The organism is Anabaena subtropica FACHB-260 (genome assembly GCF_014697105.1).
Lineage (GTDB): Bacteria > Cyanobacteriota > Cyanobacteriia > Cyanobacteriales > Nostocaceae > Trichormus > Trichormus subtropicus.
Genome location: NZ_JACJRF010000001.1, coordinates 154,385 through 172,597 on the forward strand (window position 1 = coordinate 154,385; position 18,213 = coordinate 172,597).

Below are 18,213 nucleotides of genomic sequence, written 5' to 3' on the forward strand. Positions count from 1 at the left end.
TGCGCTATGCCAGTTTATATTTATTGGGGTGAAGATGATTTTGCGATCGCTAAAGCAGTATCAACATTGCGCGATCGCGTCCTTGATCCCCTGTGGACTAGTTTTAACTACACTAGTTTTCCCCCAGAAGACAGCGATGCACCTATCCAGGCGTTAAACCAAGTCATGACACCAACTTTTGGCAATGGGGGACGGTTGGTTTGGCTAATTAATACGAATCTCTTACAAAATTGTCCTGAGAATGTGTTGGCGGAATTGACGCGGACTTTATCCGTAATTCCCGAAAATTCTTTTTTATTGCTTACCAGCCGTAATAAACCAGATGAACGCTTAAAATCGACGAAATTATTCAAGCAATTGGCTACTGAGTTCCGAGAATTTCCCCTCATTCCCCCTTGGAAAACCGAGTTACTGATCCAAGCGGTGAATCAAGCGGCTCAAACAGTGGGAGTGAAACTTACGGCGAAATCGGCAGAACTTTTAGCTGAGGCTGTAGGTAATGATACACGGCTGCTTTACAATGAGATGGAGAAATTACGCCTGTATGCCGAGGATACCAATAAGCCTATCGAAGAAAATACTGTTACTCGATTAGTTAGAAACACAACCCAAAATAGTTTACAACTAGCCGCAGCTATTAGAGTGGGGGACACAGCTAAAGCTTTAACTATCTTGGCTGATCTAATGAATGCGGCTGAACCGGAATTGCGGATAGTAGCTACCTTGATTGGTCAATTTCGTACTTGGTTATGGGTAAAGCTAATGGTAGAAAGTGGTGAACGCAATCCCCAAGCGATCGCCCAAGCTGCTGAAGTTGGTAATCCTAAACGTATTTATTTTCTCCAGCAAGAAATTCAGACACTTTCTCTACGGCAACTAATTTCTTGTCTACCATTATTACTAGAGTTAGAGGTTACTCTCAAGCAAAGCCGTCATGACATATCAACCCTGCAAATTAAAATTATAGAACTTTGTTTACTATGCCGACGTATCTAAAAAAATATTTTCCGAACTCCTGTAACTTACCGGAACTTCTCACTCCCAAAATAAATCAGAGTCATTTATATATCCTTGCTGTCGGTCTGTGTCATACCTTATGAAGATCATCACTCACAATTTTTCCCGAACTAGTATGCAAAAGATACTTGCCCAAACTTTATTTTTTGGCATCTTCACGAGTGCTAGTTTGTTTGTCAGCAATGTCAGCTTGAAATCTCATGCTCAAAATCAATCGTTTAATAATACACAAATTACCAGCTACGCTCAAGCTGTGTTAGCAATGGAACCAGCACGTCAACAAGCCTTTGGCGAAATTAAAAGAATGGTTGGTGATCGAGACGTTCCCAAAATTGTTTGTAATGAACCAAACAGTATGAATGGTCTTCCTGGTAAGGCTAGAGATATTGCCGTTAATTACTGTAATCATTCTCAAAAAATTGTCGGCGATTACGGTCTAACTATTGATCAATTTAATAGAATGACTGTAGAAATTCAAAGTAATAACAATTTAAAAAGACAGGTTTACAATACATTAATCCGTCTACAAAAAAATACTAACTCGCAATAATTAGCATTGAGATTCTATTTTGCTTAAGTAGTTTAGTGTCAGACAAGGCAGAAGAGTTTATAACCTACTTTATTTTTGTTTACACAGTTTAGCTTGAGAAATGATTATAAATGTTAGTCGATGTCTCATAACCCCAATTCCTCATTCCTAGTCCCCAGTCATCAACCACGTTTAATCAGACTAGCGACGACTGTAGCCAATTCTGCGGGTTCAATGGGTTTAGGTAAATGTAGCTGGAATCCTTCTTGGATCGCTCGCATTCTATCCTCGGCTCTGGCATAAGCTGTTAAGGCGGCGGCGGGAATATTCCCCCCTTGTTCTGGTGGTGAGGAGCGTAGTTTGCGAATTAAAGAGTAGCCATCTTCTTCTGGCATTCCAATATCACTGACCAAAACATTTGGTTTCCACTGGGGAATTATCTGTAATGCTTCTCTTGCTGTTGCAACTGCTTGTACTTCAGCTTGACATTGTTCTAAAACTGTGGTGATAAAGTCACGAGAATCGGATTCGTCATCTACCACTAGCACCCGCACCCCCAATAGGGAAGGGCATAAAGGTAATGGGGTGAGGTTTTCTGCTTGTTGACTGGTTGGCTCGATGGTAGCTACTTTATTTTCAGACAAGAGTGGTAATTTGACTGTAAAAGTAGAACCTTGTTCTTCACCTTGACTATATACATGGACGGTACCACCATGTAACTCTACTAAATGGCGCACAATTGCTAAACCTAATCCCAGTCCGCCGTGGGATCTGGTGATAGAACTATCAGCTTGGCGAAAGCGGTCAAATACGTAAGGTAAAAAGCTGGAATTAATCCCAATACCTGTATCAATGACTTGAATTTGAGCGTAGTTATTGGTGATGAGTTGGTTTGGTTCGCTACCAAGATTTTTGGCGAGTCTAACTTCTACTTTCCCACCAGATGGTGTAAATTTAACGGCATTTGTGAGTAAATTCCAGATAATCTGTTGTAAGCGTTCTGGATCGCCGGAAATTTGAAATGATGAGTTTTCTGTAACTGGATTATCTAAGAAAAATGTTACGTCAATTCCTTTTGCTTGGGCAGCTAGGTTAATATTCTCTATAGCTGTTTCAATGATGGAAATCAGGTTACAGTTGCAGACATTGAGACGTAACTTGCCTCTAATCATCCGCGAAATATCGAGTAAATCTTCAATGAGTTGGGTTTGGGCTTTGGCGTTGCGTTCGATAGTCTCTAATCCTTTAGCCGTTTGTGCCTCACTCAGTTTACGGGCTTGTAACAACTGCGCCCAGCCGAGAATCGCGTTGAGGGGCGATCGCAGTTCATGGGATAAGATAGCCAAAAACTCATCCTTCATGCGATTGGCTTCTGTCAATTGTTCAGTTTGTCGTTGCAAGGAACCAATCAGTTCCGCCCGTTCCATAGCGATCGCAATTTGGTCGCAAACCGCTTGCATCATTCCCTTTTGATTTTCGGTGAAATTGGCACGACTGCGACTACCAAAGGAAAGAGTCCCTAAAAGTTTGCCTTGAGCAATCAATGGGTAACTGTAATAAGCATTAATGCCAAAAGCTCGGACTAATTTTGTGATGGGGTCGGTTGATTGCTGGACGTTATCGAAAGCCATCGGGTGACGTTGTTGGGCTACAGTACCACATACTGCTTCTCCAAACGCCAAGTACTTAATTTCTTGCGCTCGTTCTGGACAAATACCTTTATAGGAAGCTAAACGCATTACTGGGGAATTGTCTTCTACTAGATAGTTAAAATAAGCATCTAGTCCAATCTGCTGTGCCAGTTTATGGAAGCAACTGTCAATCAGTGCTACTGGTTCTTGACTAGATAGTAAATCGTTAGCTGTACTAAATAGAAGTTGTAATCGCTGATAACCTAAAGACAAAGCTTTTTCAGCCTGCTTAATTTGAGTTATATCTTGAAATACTATTACACAGGTAGCCGGATAGCCGTGCATCGCTGGCAGGGTATCAGCAAATATCAGTAGAGATAGTACTTTACCTTGGGTATGCCAGTCTAACTCTAATCCTTCTAGGCGTTCTCCTCTGGCAACTCGCATCCCAGGCATTTGATCATTGGTGATCCGATTACCATTTGCGTCTGTAAAACTATAAACAGTGTGATAATCTTCACCTGGTACATCTTTGGGAAATTCACCTCCAGCTAATTCATTGGCTGCACGATTAGCAAAAGTAACTCGTCCTGTCTGTGGTTCAATAAACAGCAATGGTCTTGGCATCAGATTTAACACATCTTCTAACCATTTTTGCTGGTTCCGCAGTGATTCCTCTGCTTGTTTGCGTTCCGTAATATCTACGAATGCACCAATACATCCTCTGGTTTTGCCTTCTTCATCAAATAGTGGAGCGATATATTCCAGCAACTGGATAACTTTGCCATTGTCATGAACTATATCAACCTCACAATCTAAAATTTCCACACCGTGAGTAGCTGAGTACTGCATGGGCAGTTCTTCTGGTAAAAGTTCTCTACCTCCACGGAATACTTTAAATGTTGTTGGTCTTTGATCTGGGGGAGCGCTGAGGGAGGCGTTTGTATCTGAAGAAATCTGCAATTGTTTAGCCAAGGCAGGATTAATTTTGATATTTTGGCACTCTGGGTCTTCTGCTATGCCAATACCAATGGGTATGACTTCTAATAAAGTTTGTAACTCAACAACGCGGCGTTGTAAGTCTTTATTGAGTTGAATTATTTTTTGTTGTGCTTGTTGGCGATCGCGTAGCGCGGCTTGCTGTTCGCTTAAGTCTAAGATAAAGGCAACGGATTCTTCGCGTTTTTCTCCCAACAATACATAACCAACCAATACTGGAATCCGGCTACCATCTTTGCGGATATATTCTTTCTGGTATGGTGTACAAGCTCCTTTGGAATTTTCCTTCGCTTCTACAATCCCTCTCTCATCTAAGTAAACATACTCTGGCGGTGTGATATCTTTCCAACTAAGTCTGCCTGCGAGTAAATCCTCTTGGGAATAACCGACCATCGTCAACAGTGCGTCATTTGCTTGTTGGATACTGCCGTAAATATCGGCAAACATAATCCCAATAATGTTGGCATCGACGAGACTTGTCAGTTTTTCTTCATAATCTCTCAATGTTGCTTGAGCGCGATCGCGTTGCTGACTGAGCAGTTCGATAACTACCGCATTTTGCCAGATGATGATCGCAAAAATTACAATCAATATGACAGCAAATACTGATACTGCGAAGCCTGTCCCATATCTTCCGGCTCTTTGTCCTTCGAGGATTAACCACCCCAGAACCAAGGGTACTGCGATCGCTGCTATTAATAGGCGACGTGCAATTAAACCCCCATAGCTATCGCTGAATACTATCTTCATCAGCCCTTGTTCTGCTCGCCCAGACAAAATGCCAATACACAGCATTATAAATAATAATGCTACCTGCAAAGTCATAGAATTAACATAGGCATTGATTGTGTAAGAAAAATTCACTTTATAGGCATAGGCTACAACCACCTGTAAGGAAATCACAGTGGCAAAGAGGATGAGCATCTGAGCATACCAATAACTGCGATTATTTCTTGGATGTGTTAGCAGTTCTAAAGCTATGCTTACTAGGAGAAAGTTGATTGCTGTGTTCAACCCCATCCGCCCTGGATGTAGTGTGCTGACAGTTGTCGATACAGTACTCACAAGGAGTTTATCAATTCCTAAGTCCCAGCCAAGCAAATATTGGCTAATCGTCAGTGCCGCAATAATGGTGACAGAGATGGTAAAAACTCTGGAAAGTTCTTTGTAGGGCTTGTGACTTGGGTTTGAGTGTGATTCCCCCACCTGTTGCGTTACTAAAAGCCATACCGAAATACCGCACAGTAAAAAGCAGAGTGCTGTATTCGGTGTCATGGTAGCTTGATTACCAAAAAAAAATACTTGGAAAAAGTGTATATCAAGCAACCACCCAAGTAATACTAAGCTACTAACCAATGTGGCGATCGCACTCGCAACTTTTGCCACTAGTGAACTGTGCATATTTTGCAGTTGCAAGTGGTTGACTTTTAACATTGAGACGTTTGTAACTGTATTTATCTACTATTGTAATGTTTAGTATATTTTATTGGTTTATGTACATGGGATAATTTAAATTACTGCAAAATAGCTACACTAACATCTACCCACATACGTATTTTTTGTTGCAGAAGTAGGTAAAACAGTAAAAAAATCACAAGGCTTAAAGTCTTTACCATTTTATTTTTAAGCTTCTAATTAGACTTCATGAAACTACGTATACTAATAACAATTCAAAATAAAACATAGTTGAAGTAGAGGACTGTTAGCCCAACTCAAGGGAGACTACGTATAAATCAATTCAAAATACCCTACGGGAAGCGAAGCGCTACAAAATTCAAAATAAAAGTAGCGCAAAGTCTGTAGCTTGCTTTCCTTACTGAATGTTACCGCGAACTCGGAGGGTGCGTCAGAAGCTGAAGCACAAAAATTTATAAGATGGAAGTCTTAAAGTCTTGAATTTACAATACAGGAACAGAACAAGAGTAAAGTATTTTTCTATTTCACTTATTTCTAATTTTTAATTTATTTCTATTTCAATTAATTAACAATAAATATTTTCATTGTGTAGTCATCATATTGAATTTTAAAAAAATAGTGCATTTCGACTTGTCTGATTTCTAATTACCGATTAACAATTATCAGTCTCTACGAATAACTTCCTAAGTCAAGTCGCTTCTCTACGAGACGCTACGCGAACGTTGTGGCGGGAGTCTCCTGGGGGTGTTAGATGAGAGAGGATGTCAAACTGATTTTGCATCCTGTTCAAGTAAAATAAGTAGCTTACGCAGCATTGGGGTGGATAATTGCAATTCATTAGCTGTGAATTGAGATAACAGCTGTTTCTCTTTCTCAAACAAAATAGGCATCACAGTATCCGCAAGCTGTATTCCTTTGGGAGTCAGTTGCACCATCACGCTGCGCCGATCCTCTGCATCACGGACACGTATTACTATGCCATCTTGTTCTAGGCGGTCAATCCGGTTTGTCATTGCGCCTGAAGACAGCATGAGCAAACTATAGAGTTCAGTCGGTTTCAATCGAAAAGGGTGTCCCTGTCGTCGCAGTGTGGCTAACACATCAAATGACCACACGTTCAAGCCATACTCAACCAGTACACTTTCTCGGTGCTTTTCCAGAAGACGGGCAATTCGCAGTACCCGCCCAATTATGCTTACTGCTGAGGTATCCAACTGCGGCAATTCCTGTTGCCATTCCTCAATGATGATGTCAATTCGATCTTTGTTCATATTGCTATTTTAACTTGACATCGAGATTCTTGACATTTAGCTTCATCTTAAGTATCTTGATATAAAGATATCTTGGCAAGCATCCTCTATCCTTCTCACAAAACAACAGCCATGACACCCATACGTCTAGTTCTCCGGGGGTCTGTCCCTAATGGTCAAAGTTACTTATATATTCTGCTGGCATTGCTGAATGGTGCTATATTGCCGATTCAAAGCAATCTCAATGCTCAATTAGCGCGATCGCTCAATTCTGTACCCCTAGCCGCAGATATTTCTTACCTTGTCGGCTCAATTGCGTTGATTAGTTTGTTATGCACAGGTTGGTTTGGTCATCCAGACTGGTCTGCTTTAGCCAAAGCTCCCCGATGGAGTCTGATGGGTGGTTTATTCGGAGTTTGGTATATTACCTCCAGCACTTATTTCACCTCTATTTTGGGGACTACTTTGACTCAGGGGTTAATTATCTGTGGACAAGCATTCGCTGGCTTAGTGACTGACCATTTTGGCTGGTTGGGAGTTAACCGCCGTCGCCTAACAGCTAATCGTCGCCTTGTTATGGGACTGTTAATTGTGGCAATTTTTTTGCTTTCGCTACCAACCTAATACTTTTGAGTATCATCTTATGGAAATTTTCTTAGCATTGCTTGGTGCTGGCTCGGCTGGTGGCTTCTCAACAATTAGTGTAGCTGTCAATGCTCAATTAAAGACAATACTCCACTCCCCAATAGCCGCAGCAACAATTAATTTCGTAGTTGGGTTTAGTATCCTCTCATTGCTCCTAGCACTTGGTATTCTCCAACCCTACAAGCTTGACTTACTTTCTATTACTCCTTGGTGGGCATTTTTAGGCGGCTTGCTAGGCGCAATCTTCGTAACCTTAAGTACCTTAATAGTTCCTAAATTGGGTTTAACAACAACTACTTTAGTTGTAGTCTTTAGCCAGATGTTTATGTCGCTGGTAATTGATCAGTTGGGATGGTTCGGTGCTATTAAATATCCGATTACCACACCCAAGATATTAGGAATAGCCACATTAGTAGTAGCGATCGCAATTAATCAATTGGACAAAAACTATTCCACTCAAAACTTCAAGTAGTACCTTAAATAAGGTTGAACAACTGGGATTTTTTCCAATCAGTTACTCACAGTAAAATTCCACAACCACACAGGAACATGGTTTCTCCCTTTATTCTCTTACATCTAAAATTGCAATAAAAACTATGGAATGGCTTAATGAACCTCCTAATTGGTCGCATTCAGATCAGCGAATCATTGTTACAACCACACCAAAAACTGATTTTTGGCGTATGACTCACTATGGTTTTATTCGTGATAGTGGACATTTCTATTTTGACCGAGTGAGTACAGATTTTGTGGTCGATGTCAAGATAAAAGGAAACTATAAAGACTTATACGACCAAGCAGGAATTATGATTCGTGCTGACGAGAAACATTGGATCAAAACTGGGATTGAGTATGTAGATGGAGTACAAAATCTGAGTGCTGTTGTCACTCACAACTATTCAGATTGGTCATTCACACCTTTGCTAAATCCTCCTAACATTTTTCAGCTACGGGTTGAGCGATGCCAAGAGGCAATTCATATTGCTTATTTAGATGAATATGACCGCTATGTTCCATTTAGAATGGCTTATTTTCCAGTCGAGCAAGACATTCAAGTCGGAATTATGTGTGCATCACCACAAGGAAATGGGTATGAGGTAATTTTTGAGGATTATAAATTAACTAAAAAAAGTGATAAACCATGATTAATATTAAAGATTTAGCTGATTATCTCCTCCAAAAGCAATCAGAATTGTTAGTAGATAGAGGTTTTTTAGTTGCTGTCAGTGGTATTGATGGTTCTGGCAAAGGTTATATTACTGAAAAATTAATAACTGCTCTCAACGAGCAAAATATTAATGCTATCTCCATTAACTTAGATGCTTGGCATAAGCTACCAACTGAGCGATTTAATTCTGAAGATCCAGGAACGCATTTTTACCACCATGCTTTTCATTTTGAGGCTCTATTTCAGCAATTGATCCTGCCGTTAAAAAATCAGCGTATGATTAATTTAACTACTGTTTTAACAGGAATTACAGGTATACCGCAAACCTATCATTATCAGTTTAAAAATGTGGATGTAATTGTGCTTGAAGGAATATTTTTGCTGAAGCGATCGCTCCAACATTTCTATGATTTTCAGATTTGGATTGATTGTTCATTTGAAACTGCTTTGGAGAGAGCAATCCAGCGAAACCAAGAAGGCATTTCATTAGAACAGATAATTGAGGATTACCAAAAAATTTATTTTCCTGCCCAGAAGGCTCATTTGGCAATTGACAATCCAAAATCAAGTACAGATATGATTTATATTAATGATTTCATGTTGGTTTAATTTGTGTTTTAACGGGAGAAGTAGATTTTGGTTTTTAGAGTTGGCATCTGTAGCTTGACTTTGGTGAAATGGTATCACTGCTGCAAGTACCGCAAAAAAGACTGGTGATTCCAAAAGAACAGATTTAAATATCTCAGCCATTAACTTTATGCAAATAATTCGGACATTTCTTGCCAATCAACTTGGGTTGCCGTCGGGCTGGTTTGGGCGGTTACTCCTGCGACTGCTGAATCGAAATAACGCCGTCATGAATGACCTTGTTTTGCAGTTGTTGGATTTGCACTCAGGCAATCGTGTTTTGGAAATTGGGTTTGGCGGTGGGGATCTCATGCACAAAATTGTGAAGACGGGAAAGCCAGCCTTAACTGTGGGAATTGAGCGTTCGCCAGATGCTATGGCGTTTTGTCGGCAACGATTTCACCATCTCCTTAAGCAAGGACTGGTCGAACTACATTTAGCAGATGCTACGGCATTGCCCTTTCTGGAACATCATTTCCATCAAATCTGCACAGTCAATACCCTTTATTTTTGGTCAGATGCCCTACAAGTGTTGAGTGAGTGCCACCGAGTTTTAATCCCTGGCGGTAAAATAGTTATTAGCTACAACTCCAAGGCCTTTTTAGAACAACAGAAGTTCTCCCAACACGGATTTGCAGTCTACGAAGTCACAGAAGTAGAAACAATGCTGAAGGCTGCTGGATTTAAAAAAATTACCACGGTTTCTGGGAAAAGCACGCATCATCAAGAGTTCTTTTGCACCTGCGGTGTAGCGGGTTCATAAGTTGTGCTGGCAGCATTTCCCTCCTTCGGAAATTCAGTGGTAGAGCTAGTGAGGCTGCCACCGAGACTACTGCCTTACATTATCTCAAGTGCCTTGCGGGGGGATATAGCAACCGGACGCTGTATTAAAACGTTGATGAGCGATCGCCTATATAAAGGCATGGGCGTTGCATAATAAGAATATGAATTAGGGTGCATATTCATGGAATGTCCGCGTTGTAAATCCCATCATATCCGTAAGAACGGCAAACAGAGAGGTAAACAAAACTACATTTGTGCAGATTGTAGCCGACAATTCATTGAATACCATAATCAAAAGGGTTACAGTGATGAAATTAAACGAGAATGCCTAGAAATGTATGTCAATGGTTGTGGTTTTCGTGCTATAGAAAGAGTTAAAAAAGTGCATCACACAACAGTAATATATTGGGTAAAACAAATCGGTAGCCAGTTACCAGAAAATCCCGAAACAACTGAAATACCCGAAATAACTGAAATCGATGAATTAGAAACTTTCGTCGGGTCAAAAAAAACAAAATTTGGGTATGGAGTGTAGTTAAATACAACATTTCGGGGATTTTAGGATGGGTTTTAGGAGATAGAAGTTCAGAAACTTTTCAACAGTTGTGGCAGAGGATTAAAGCGTGGAACTCATATTTTTACGTAACGGATGGCTATCCGGTTTATCCATGTTTTATTAATCAAGAAGACCATCTTGTGAGTAAAACTTATATGACACGAGTAGAAGGTGAAAATAGCAGATTAAGACATTACTTAGCCCGATTACATAGAAAGACTTTTTGTTATTCCAAGTCCGTAGAAATGCTGGAACTCTCTATTAGATTGTTAGTTTATTATCTCAAACATCGCTGTATTCCACTGCCAGCCCCAAGAAAGAGCGAAACTGTGGCGATCGCATAATTCATATTTTGATTCAGCAACGCCGAGAAAAGAACCCAACATTGCAGGTATAAGGGTATCTTTCATGCGGCGGCTAATTTTGCCCATAATTAGTCCAACGATCCCACCAACCACAGCCCCGATAACTAAACTAATTAACGTTGCATATATTAGTTTTGGCAGAATAAAGGTGAAGATAAATTCAAAATTAATCAAATTCATAAATAAACAGTCAAGATTTGTCGAACTTATGCTAAATAGAAGTTTTACTTAAAAGTTTAATTACTAGCATCATCATAAATTATTAATAAAAATTGCTGTGGTTAGTAAATGTTTGCATAGATACTTTCCTACAAATTCTGGCGGAGCATCATTGCACCTGCCGCCCTCTCGAATATCACCAGTATCCTGAAAATGATATTTATATCATTGCTCAAAAGACTTAACCTAATCATTGGGTATTCGCCAATATTTTCCCACTCTCACCGACGCTTCACTTAACCCATCCACTAAGTTTTTTAGCACTGTTCTCATAGACGCTTTTGACCACAAGCTCATACCTATCACCAGACAGATCACCAGGTGCAACGGTAAAGCCCGCTTTCGTTCTTCATTACTCTGTGTGTCCGCAATGGCTTGTTCAATTGCCTCTGCTCTGATAGCTTTTTCTAAAGCTTTGAGTACCGTACCTGATTCAATCGCAGGCGAGATCAGTGAGAATTCTTTGAGTTGCATTCAATGTCAGTACACTGGGGTGATAATCCCCAGTTTATCTGGTTTTTGGCTTAACCGAACCCAACCGCAACGTCAGGTAGCGCAATCATCCTTGTCACCTTGTCAAAGCATAGAAAGAACCGCAAACCCAAATAGAATTAATGCTTATTATTCAAGTTCTACTTTGAATACTCATAAAATTCTTCACTTCTGCCAGGATTCAACCAAGTGATGTGGGAAATCTCATAATAAAAGTAGTTTTACCATCACCACTCTCGACAGAAATAGAGCCTCCTAAATGTCTGACCATTTTTTGAACTAGTGCCATTTCTAAGCCGGTACCACTATATTTCCAGGGATCATTGCTAGAAATATGATAGAACGGCTCGAAGATACGCGATCGCACATGGGTAGGAATTTCTAACCCAGAATTGCTTATACTCATTTGTATAGTGCCTTCTGTGAGTTGAGCAGACACAGTAATTGATTCACCTCCGGGGGTATATTTGCAGGTATGACTGAGTAATTCGGTGATAATGCGCTCTAGTTCAGTGATGTCTGTTTCTAAACGTGGAAGTCCTGGTTCAATGATCAAGTTTAGTTGCTGTCGCTGACAACTGGTGAGGTCTCGGAAAGATTCAACGATGGGAGGAAGCCAGGTTTGGAAGTCGATAGAAATCAGTGTTGGGGGTTCTGGTTTCGCTTGCAGATAAGTAAGTGTTAGCAGATCGTTAATTAATTTGCTTTCTCTGCCACACTCACTATGAAGAATCTGTAAGAGTTGGGGTATGATTTCATCTGATGCACCTTTGGGTGAAAGAACACTTTCGAGAGTCTGGGCTGCGAGGCTAATACTAGTGATTGGTGTCCGCAGTTCTTGGGAAAGTTTTCTGAGAAATTTATTGGTGAGGTTTTCTCGTTGTTCTAATTTTCTCAATCGTGCTTGGTTAGTCGCGTCTAAATTTGCTTGGCTAATAGCGATCGCACACTGATTTGCTAGAATTTGTACTAGACGAATTTCCGACTCATCAAACATCTGTTGTGTAGGTCTAATCAACCACAGATTACCCAGAATTCCCTGTTCATTAAAAATTGGACAAGCTAGTTGGGTGATTACCAATAACTGAGGATGCCAACCAGGAACAATTTCTATGGTTTGAAAATGCTGTTTTTGTAAGAGTGGCTGATAGATTTCACTAAAGTCGGCAATTTGCCTAGTTAGTCCCTGGTATGTGGGCTGGTTCGTTGCGTGTTCATGAACTACACTAACTAAGGTACAGTCAGGGTTGTAGAGTTCGATATAGCAAGACTCTAGTTGGAATAAATTCGCTAATTCCTGAATAACTGTCGTCAAAATTTGGGTTTCATTGGTGCGATCGCGGATTTTTTTTGTGATGTGTAAAACTATATTTTGAAACTTTTCGGTCTGTTTTAACTGGGCTTGCTGCTCCTGTTTGCGGGATTCTAATTTGGTTTGCAGCTGTTTTATTTGCTGTTGTAATTTTGTTTGTTGAATGGCTATACTCAATTGGGTTGCTAGTTGCTTGAGTAAATCGATTTCTATCTGTTGCCATTGGTGGGGTTCATGGCAATACTGGGCAATTAACAGTCCCCATAGGTCTTTTTGTAAGGCAATTGGCACAACCACATTAGCTCTCACTTGTATAGAGGCGAGGAAATCTCTTTGGCAAGGTTTGACCCCACTTGCATAAATATCTTCAATAATTTCTAGACAACATCGCCTTTGGCGTTCTTTATATTTGCCGTTGAAGCAAGGATCACGGAAGTTTTTCCCCAATAGGGAAACATCAGAAAATATAGTCGATTCAGCAACAATCGCACCATTGTTCTCAGATTGTATTCGGTAGATGAGGATGCGATCGCAATTTAAACACAGTCGTAAATCTTTGGCAGTTTGATCAAGAATTGTTTCTAAATCCAAAGATTCGTGGATTCTTTGGGCAATTGCGGCTAGGATTTTTGTGCCTTCTGCTGGAATTTCTCTGGTTTGTGATACCTGTTTCGCAGTAGTGATATTGCTACTAGTGCCAATCAATCGATAAATTTTGGAGTTGGTATCTCGTAGTGGTGTAAGAGTTGTACTCCACCAAGTGGTTACTCCTTGAAACTGCAAGCACTGTTCGTAGGAAATAGTTTTGCCAAAACGCACACACTCAGTATAGTGTTGACGGACTTTAGCCGCATCAACATCTGTTAAGATATCTTCTGGTTTTTTCCCCCGCAAATCCTCTGATCTAATCCCCACCCATTGTTCATGGGTGGGATTGAGTGCTGCGTACTGGAAATCTCCATCTTGCAGAACATCTACCACAAATATAGATGTCTGCACAGAGTTATACATACTCAGTAACAACTGTTCACCACTACTTTGTTCATCTACCTGTGTTCCAAAAAGAATATGCGGATGCGACTGTTCCTTCAACTGGATGGTTGAGTCTACTGGGTTGATATTCATACGAGAGTCCCTGTCTGGTTTTGTTGGCTCGGATAGGCGCGTTCTCTCGGAATTTCATGGTAGAAAATGCTTTTTAGCGCCTAAAGTGAAATTTGGTTAGACTTTGCTGGTGATATTTTGCCCTTTCTTTATTTCTTACCAGAAATCTAGGAAAGTTAATAGTGATAAGATTAAAAAATCCTGCTTGTTGAATCTTAAAACGCATTTGCAGGCAAGTGTAATTTTACTGAAATTTATTATTAAGATTTAATTAAGATTGTTGCATAAACTTAATAAAATTCAAATAGTAAATTAATTAACGTTATATTTCTTAATGAAGTTATGATTTCCCAACTTAATGTTTTTGGCGTTAAGTCAGAAAACGATGATATAACATTTTCTGCCACAGGGGAAATGACTAATGACTATTAACCACCTTTTATTTCAATAATCGGTAAGCATTAATACCTGTGAGGATAGCGACTATTAGCCAAGTAATGGCTAAACCTGCGACTTCGCCCAAGAACCAGCGTGTGAGGTGACGCAAGATAAAACCTATTGTAGTACCTACAGGGATAGCGATCGCCCAACTAAGGGAATTAACTATTATCCATTGCCAAGCCCAAGAAACTGGCTGACGAATCGCCAACCATTGAGCGAGTCCAATACCAAAACCGCCAAAAAAACCTGATCTGGCGCCATTGAGGAGGCGTAGAGGGAGAAATTCAGCAGGGGGTACAATCCAACCAATTGCACCGACACCAATCGCAGTAATTGTCACCCAGGCTACCAGAGTAAATAAAACCCACTTGAGTGTAAAGATATGATCTCGGAGGAGTAAACTTTGAGGTAGGGCGATCGCTAATCCACCAACGGCAGCCTGTATAATACCAATCTCCGTCCCTTCACTAATTTCCATCCAAAACAAACTTGCCAAAAACCCACCACAAGTAGCTAGAGTCCACAGCCAGAGAAATTTTAACGGTGTTTTCATGTGGGTAATTGGTCATTAGTCATTAGTCAGTTGTTGGTTGCTAATAGTTTTCTTCTCCCCCTGCTTTCCTGAGTCTTCTCCCTCATCTCCTCAATCTCTTAGTTTCTCTAACTGGTGCTAGTGGCCTAGCGGCTTTAGCGGTAAACATTTCTTGGAATACTTTACGACGGTACGGGGGTGATTCTGGTGTGATGTATCCCCACAGACTTTCCCAGTAAAAGAAAGAGATACCAAAAAAAGGGCGATCGCGCACAGCTTGTACTTGTTCTCTAATTTGCTCAATCTTAACAGGAGTTCGCAAAGTTCCTGTTGATATTCCAATAGCTACGGGAATCTGAGTACGAGCAAACTTCACTGCTGGTTGTTCTAATTCATACACAAAACTATTTTTATCATGGCGATAGACTTGCAAAATCAACTCATCCACCAAACCAGTCTTTACCCAAGTTGCCCAATCTTGTAAATAGTACTTGTAAGCGAAAGCTTGTGAATTAGGAGAAAGAGATATCTTAGCATTAGGTTTAAGCTCTTTCACCACTTGATGGATTTGTGTCATGAAACGAGTAATTTTATTAGCACGCCACTTCATCCATTCCGCATCAAAATGGTTACGAGGGGGACTTTTACCTTCATGTTCTTTTTGATAAAGTTCAATGGTGTATGGGTCATATCCAAACTGGACTGGCATTCCAAAATGATCATCAAATTGAATGCCATCGATATCATAATTAGTAACAACTTCCGTAATTAGCGATAAGATAAATCTTTGGACTTCTGGATGTAAAGCATTAAGCCAAACTAACTTATTTGTGGGGTCATTGTCACTTTCTTGCGGTAGCATTTCACTAATAGATATAACTCCCCCCTGAGCATTTGTTAACCACTCAGGATGACGCTTTGCTATCATTGAATCAGGTGGAGCCATAAAACCATATTCAAACCAGGGAATAACACTTAAATTTTTCGGTTTAGCAAGTGCGACTATCTTTGCTAAAACATCCTGTCCCCCATGAATGAAATTAAGCAAAGGTTGAGTGTCGGAACCCATAACAGATTTAGCTATACTGCTTTTGTAAAAGGTATAGCCCCGGTTCCAAACTACAGGATAAATGGTATTAAAGTTTAGTGCAGATAGTTGGTTGATAGCGCGATTGATACCCCAAGGTACAAATAGTACACCACTGGCAACATTAGTTAGCCAAACTCCACGAATTTCTGTTGTAGTTGGTAGATTGCTTTTCTGTTCATAGTTAGACAATGAAGGAACAGACAATCCTGTTATATACAATACTAATTGCACAAACAGCAAGTAAGAAAAAAAAAGTTTTGCCAACCGATTCATGTGGGAGTTTGACTTCGCTAAGAAGAAGTAATAGGAGTTACGGAATAAGTTAGTATACCCCCGAAATATATAAAAATAACGTCATGTATGTACCAATAACCAAATTTATAAATAAAAAACAGTATTTAACGTAAGTCGCTAGTTATCAATTAAGAACTGGTAGTGAGTAATAGGTAATAATTTCTTCTCAATTACCAATTACAAATTACCAGACCTAAAAACTACATCTACATAACTAGCGACTTAAGTGATATATTAAAATCTTTCCACTCCTTCAAACTGCTTATTATTAGCTATATTAGCAGCTTCGCCACAGGTGCGAGGTGTGGGGAATATCTTCCCAGGATTAGCTAAACCGTGAGGATTAAATACTTGCCTTACCCATTGCATAGTTTCCAAGTCAGAAGTGCTAAACATATCTGGCATATAACATTTTTTATCTGCCCCAATACCATGTTCACCAGAAATGCTACCGCCGACTTTAACACAAAGTTTGAGAATTTCTCCTCCCAATTCTTCGACTTTCTCCAATGAACCAGGTACAGCATTATCAAAAAGAATCAACGGATGCAGATTACCATCACCAGCATGAAAGACATTGGCAATCTGATAACCAAATTTTTGACCTAATGCCTCAATCTCCTGTAAAACATAAGGTAATTGAGTCCGAGGAATTACCCCATCTTGCACATAATAATCGGGGCTTAAATGACCAGCAGCAGCAAAAGCCGCCTTACGTCCTTTCCATAATTTCAATCTGGTTTCTGGGTCACTCGCTGAAGTCACACTACGCGCACCATTTTGTTTACAAATTTCCGTAACGCGTTGTTTATTAACCGCAACTTCAACTTCTAACCCATCAATTTCAACTAACAAAATCGCTGTTGCATCACGAGGATAACAATTAGTAGCAACAACATCTTCCACTGCATTGATGCTAACGTTATCCATCATTTCCATCCCACCGGGAATTATCCCCGCGCTGATGATATCGGAAACAGTCGCCCCAGCAGCTTCAACGCTGGTAAAGTCTGCTAATAACACACAAATTGATTCTGCACTTTTGAGAATTCGCAAGGTAATTTCTGTAGCAATTCCTAAAGTACCTTCCGAACCGACAAATATACCTGTTAAGTCATAGCCAGGGCTTTCGGGAATTTGTCCGCCTAAATCAACTATTTCCCCTTCAGGTGTAACAATTTTCAAACCCAAAACATGGTTAGTTGTGACACCATACTTCAAACAATGCACCCCACCAGAGTTTTCCGCAACGTTCCCCCCAATTGAGCAGATGATTTGACTAGAAGGATCTGGTGCATAATAAAATCCAGCACCACTAACAGTTTGTGTCACCCAACTGTTAATTACTCCTGGTTGTACTACAATGCGCTGATTATCTAAATCTACGCTGAGGATTTGCCGCATTAAAGAAGTGACAATTAAAACCGAATCTTCCGATGGTAATGCGCCACCAGATAAACCAGTCCCAGAACCCCGTGCGATGAAGGGTACAGCATACTGGTTACATATTTTTACTACCGCCGCCACTTGTTCTGTAGTTCTGGGTAACACCGCCACAGCCGGACGTTGACGATAGCTAGTTAAACCATCACACTCATAAGTGATAAGTTCCTCACGGCGTTGGATTACGCCATTTGTACCCAAGACAGCCTCGAATGCTTTGATAATGGGTTTCCAGTTACGTAGTTTTTTATCTTGGTCTTGGGTAAGCATAGATTTTTATTTAACTGCTGTGTGGGGGAG

General features: G+C 40.3%; 16 protein-coding genes and 1 pseudogene. 9 read left to right on the plus strand and 8 right to left on the minus strand.

The window, feature by feature from the left end; translation table 11 throughout:
- Positions 1-6: 6 nt before the first annotated feature.
- Both holA and H6G18_RS00605 read left to right on the plus strand, forming a co-directional pair.
- Positions 7-996: a DNA polymerase III subunit delta gene (gene holA / locus H6G18_RS00600; RefSeq protein ID WP_190405134.1), complete on the plus strand. Its 990-nt coding sequence runs from the start codon at positions 7-9 to the stop codon at positions 994-996.
- Between the two features lie 136 nt (positions 997-1,132).
- Positions 1,133-1,567 (plus strand): DUF4168 domain-containing protein, encoded by a 435-nt coding sequence (locus tag H6G18_RS00605; RefSeq protein WP_390824723.1) that lies wholly within the window; start codon positions 1,133-1,135, stop codon positions 1,565-1,567.
- Positions 1,568-1,728: 161 nt separating this feature from the next.
- On the opposite strand, the gene H6G18_RS00610 is transcribed toward H6G18_RS00605, so the two are convergent.
- A complete protein-coding gene (locus H6G18_RS00610) occupies positions 1,729-5,610 on the minus strand; it encodes a PAS domain-containing hybrid sensor histidine kinase/response regulator (RefSeq protein ID WP_190405136.1) in 3,882 nt (1,293 codons plus the stop codon).
- Positions 5,611-6,356: 746 nt separating this feature from the next.
- Positions 6,357-6,863 carry a MarR family winged helix-turn-helix transcriptional regulator gene (locus H6G18_RS00615; protein WP_190405137.1) on the minus strand — a complete coding sequence of 169 codons (507 nt, stop codon included), beginning with the start codon at positions 6,861-6,863 and terminating at the stop codon, positions 6,357-6,359.
- 72 nt (positions 6,864-6,935) lie between these two features.
- On the opposite strand from H6G18_RS00615, the gene H6G18_RS00620 reads away from it, so the two are divergent.
- From H6G18_RS00620 to H6G18_RS00650, 7 genes are all read left to right on the plus strand, one after another.
- Positions 6,936-7,466 (plus strand): DMT family transporter, encoded by a 531-nt coding sequence (locus H6G18_RS00620; protein WP_242040136.1) that lies wholly within the window; start codon positions 6,936-6,938, stop codon positions 7,464-7,466.
- A gap of 19 nt (positions 7,467-7,485) precedes the next feature.
- Positions 7,486-7,959, plus strand: a complete 474-nt coding sequence (locus H6G18_RS00625; RefSeq protein WP_190405138.1) for a DMT family transporter — start codon at positions 7,486-7,488, stop codon at positions 7,957-7,959.
- Positions 7,960-8,083: 124 nt separating this feature from the next.
- The gene (locus tag H6G18_RS00630; protein WP_190405139.1) at positions 8,084-8,632 is read left to right on the plus strand and encodes a DUF1349 domain-containing protein; all 549 of its coding nucleotides are present in this window, start codon (positions 8,084-8,086) and stop codon (positions 8,630-8,632) included.
- The gene (locus H6G18_RS00635) at positions 8,629-9,264 is read left to right on the plus strand and encodes a uridine kinase family protein (RefSeq protein WP_242040138.1); all 636 of its coding nucleotides are present in this window, start codon (positions 8,629-8,631) and stop codon (positions 9,262-9,264) included. Before H6G18_RS00630 ends, H6G18_RS00635 begins: the two co-directional genes overlap by 4 nt.
- A 148-nt stretch (positions 9,265-9,412) precedes the next feature.
- Positions 9,413-10,045 carry a class I SAM-dependent methyltransferase gene (locus H6G18_RS00640; protein ID WP_190405140.1) on the plus strand — a complete coding sequence of 211 codons (633 nt, stop codon included), beginning with the start codon at positions 9,413-9,415 and terminating at the stop codon, positions 10,043-10,045.
- Positions 10,046-10,081: 36 nt separating this feature from the next.
- Positions 10,082-10,219 (plus strand): hypothetical protein, encoded by a 138-nt coding sequence (locus tag H6G18_RS00645; RefSeq protein ID WP_206757205.1) that lies wholly within the window; start codon positions 10,082-10,084, stop codon positions 10,217-10,219.
- 27 nt (positions 10,220-10,246) lie between these two features.
- Positions 10,247-10,965 (plus strand): IS1 family transposase gene (locus H6G18_RS00650; protein WP_190405142.1). Its coding sequence is split into 2 segments (ribosomal slippage): positions 10,247-10,568 and positions 10,568-10,965, totalling 720 coding nucleotides; the frame shifts between segments, so codons are not numbered across the junction.
- On the opposite strand, the gene H6G18_RS00655 is transcribed toward H6G18_RS00650, so the two are convergent.
- The 6 genes and pseudogenes from H6G18_RS00655 to glcD all read right to left on the minus strand — a co-directional run bounded on the left by H6G18_RS00655 (position 10,891) and on the right by glcD (position 18,183).
- Positions 10,891-11,166, minus strand: coding sequence for a hypothetical protein (locus H6G18_RS00655; RefSeq protein WP_190405143.1), 276 nt, complete (start codon positions 11,164-11,166; stop codon positions 10,891-10,893). The genes H6G18_RS00650 and H6G18_RS00655 overlap by 75 nt on opposite strands.
- A 237-nt stretch (positions 11,167-11,403) precedes the next feature.
- Positions 11,404-11,679 (minus strand): annotated as a pseudogene (locus tag H6G18_RS24625) (transposase domain-containing protein); the annotation flags it as partial.
- A 199-nt stretch (positions 11,680-11,878) separates the two neighbouring features.
- Entirely contained in the window at positions 11,879-14,134 is a 2,256-nt protein-coding gene (locus H6G18_RS00665) for a sensor histidine kinase (RefSeq protein ID WP_190405144.1), read from the minus strand.
- Positions 14,135-14,552: 418 nt separating this feature from the next.
- A complete protein-coding gene (locus H6G18_RS00670) occupies positions 14,553-15,107 on the minus strand; it encodes a hypothetical protein (RefSeq protein WP_190405145.1) in 555 nt (184 codons plus the stop codon).
- An 82-nt stretch (positions 15,108-15,189) separates the two neighbouring features.
- Positions 15,190-16,449 (minus strand): glycoside hydrolase family 10 protein, encoded by a 1,260-nt coding sequence (locus tag H6G18_RS00675; RefSeq protein ID WP_190405146.1) that lies wholly within the window; start codon positions 16,447-16,449, stop codon positions 15,190-15,192.
- Between the two features lie 255 nt (positions 16,450-16,704).
- Positions 16,705-18,183 (minus strand): glycolate oxidase subunit GlcD, encoded by a 1,479-nt coding sequence (gene glcD / locus H6G18_RS00680; RefSeq protein WP_190405147.1) that lies wholly within the window; start codon positions 18,181-18,183, stop codon positions 16,705-16,707.
- Positions 18,184-18,213: the final 30 nt, after the last annotated feature.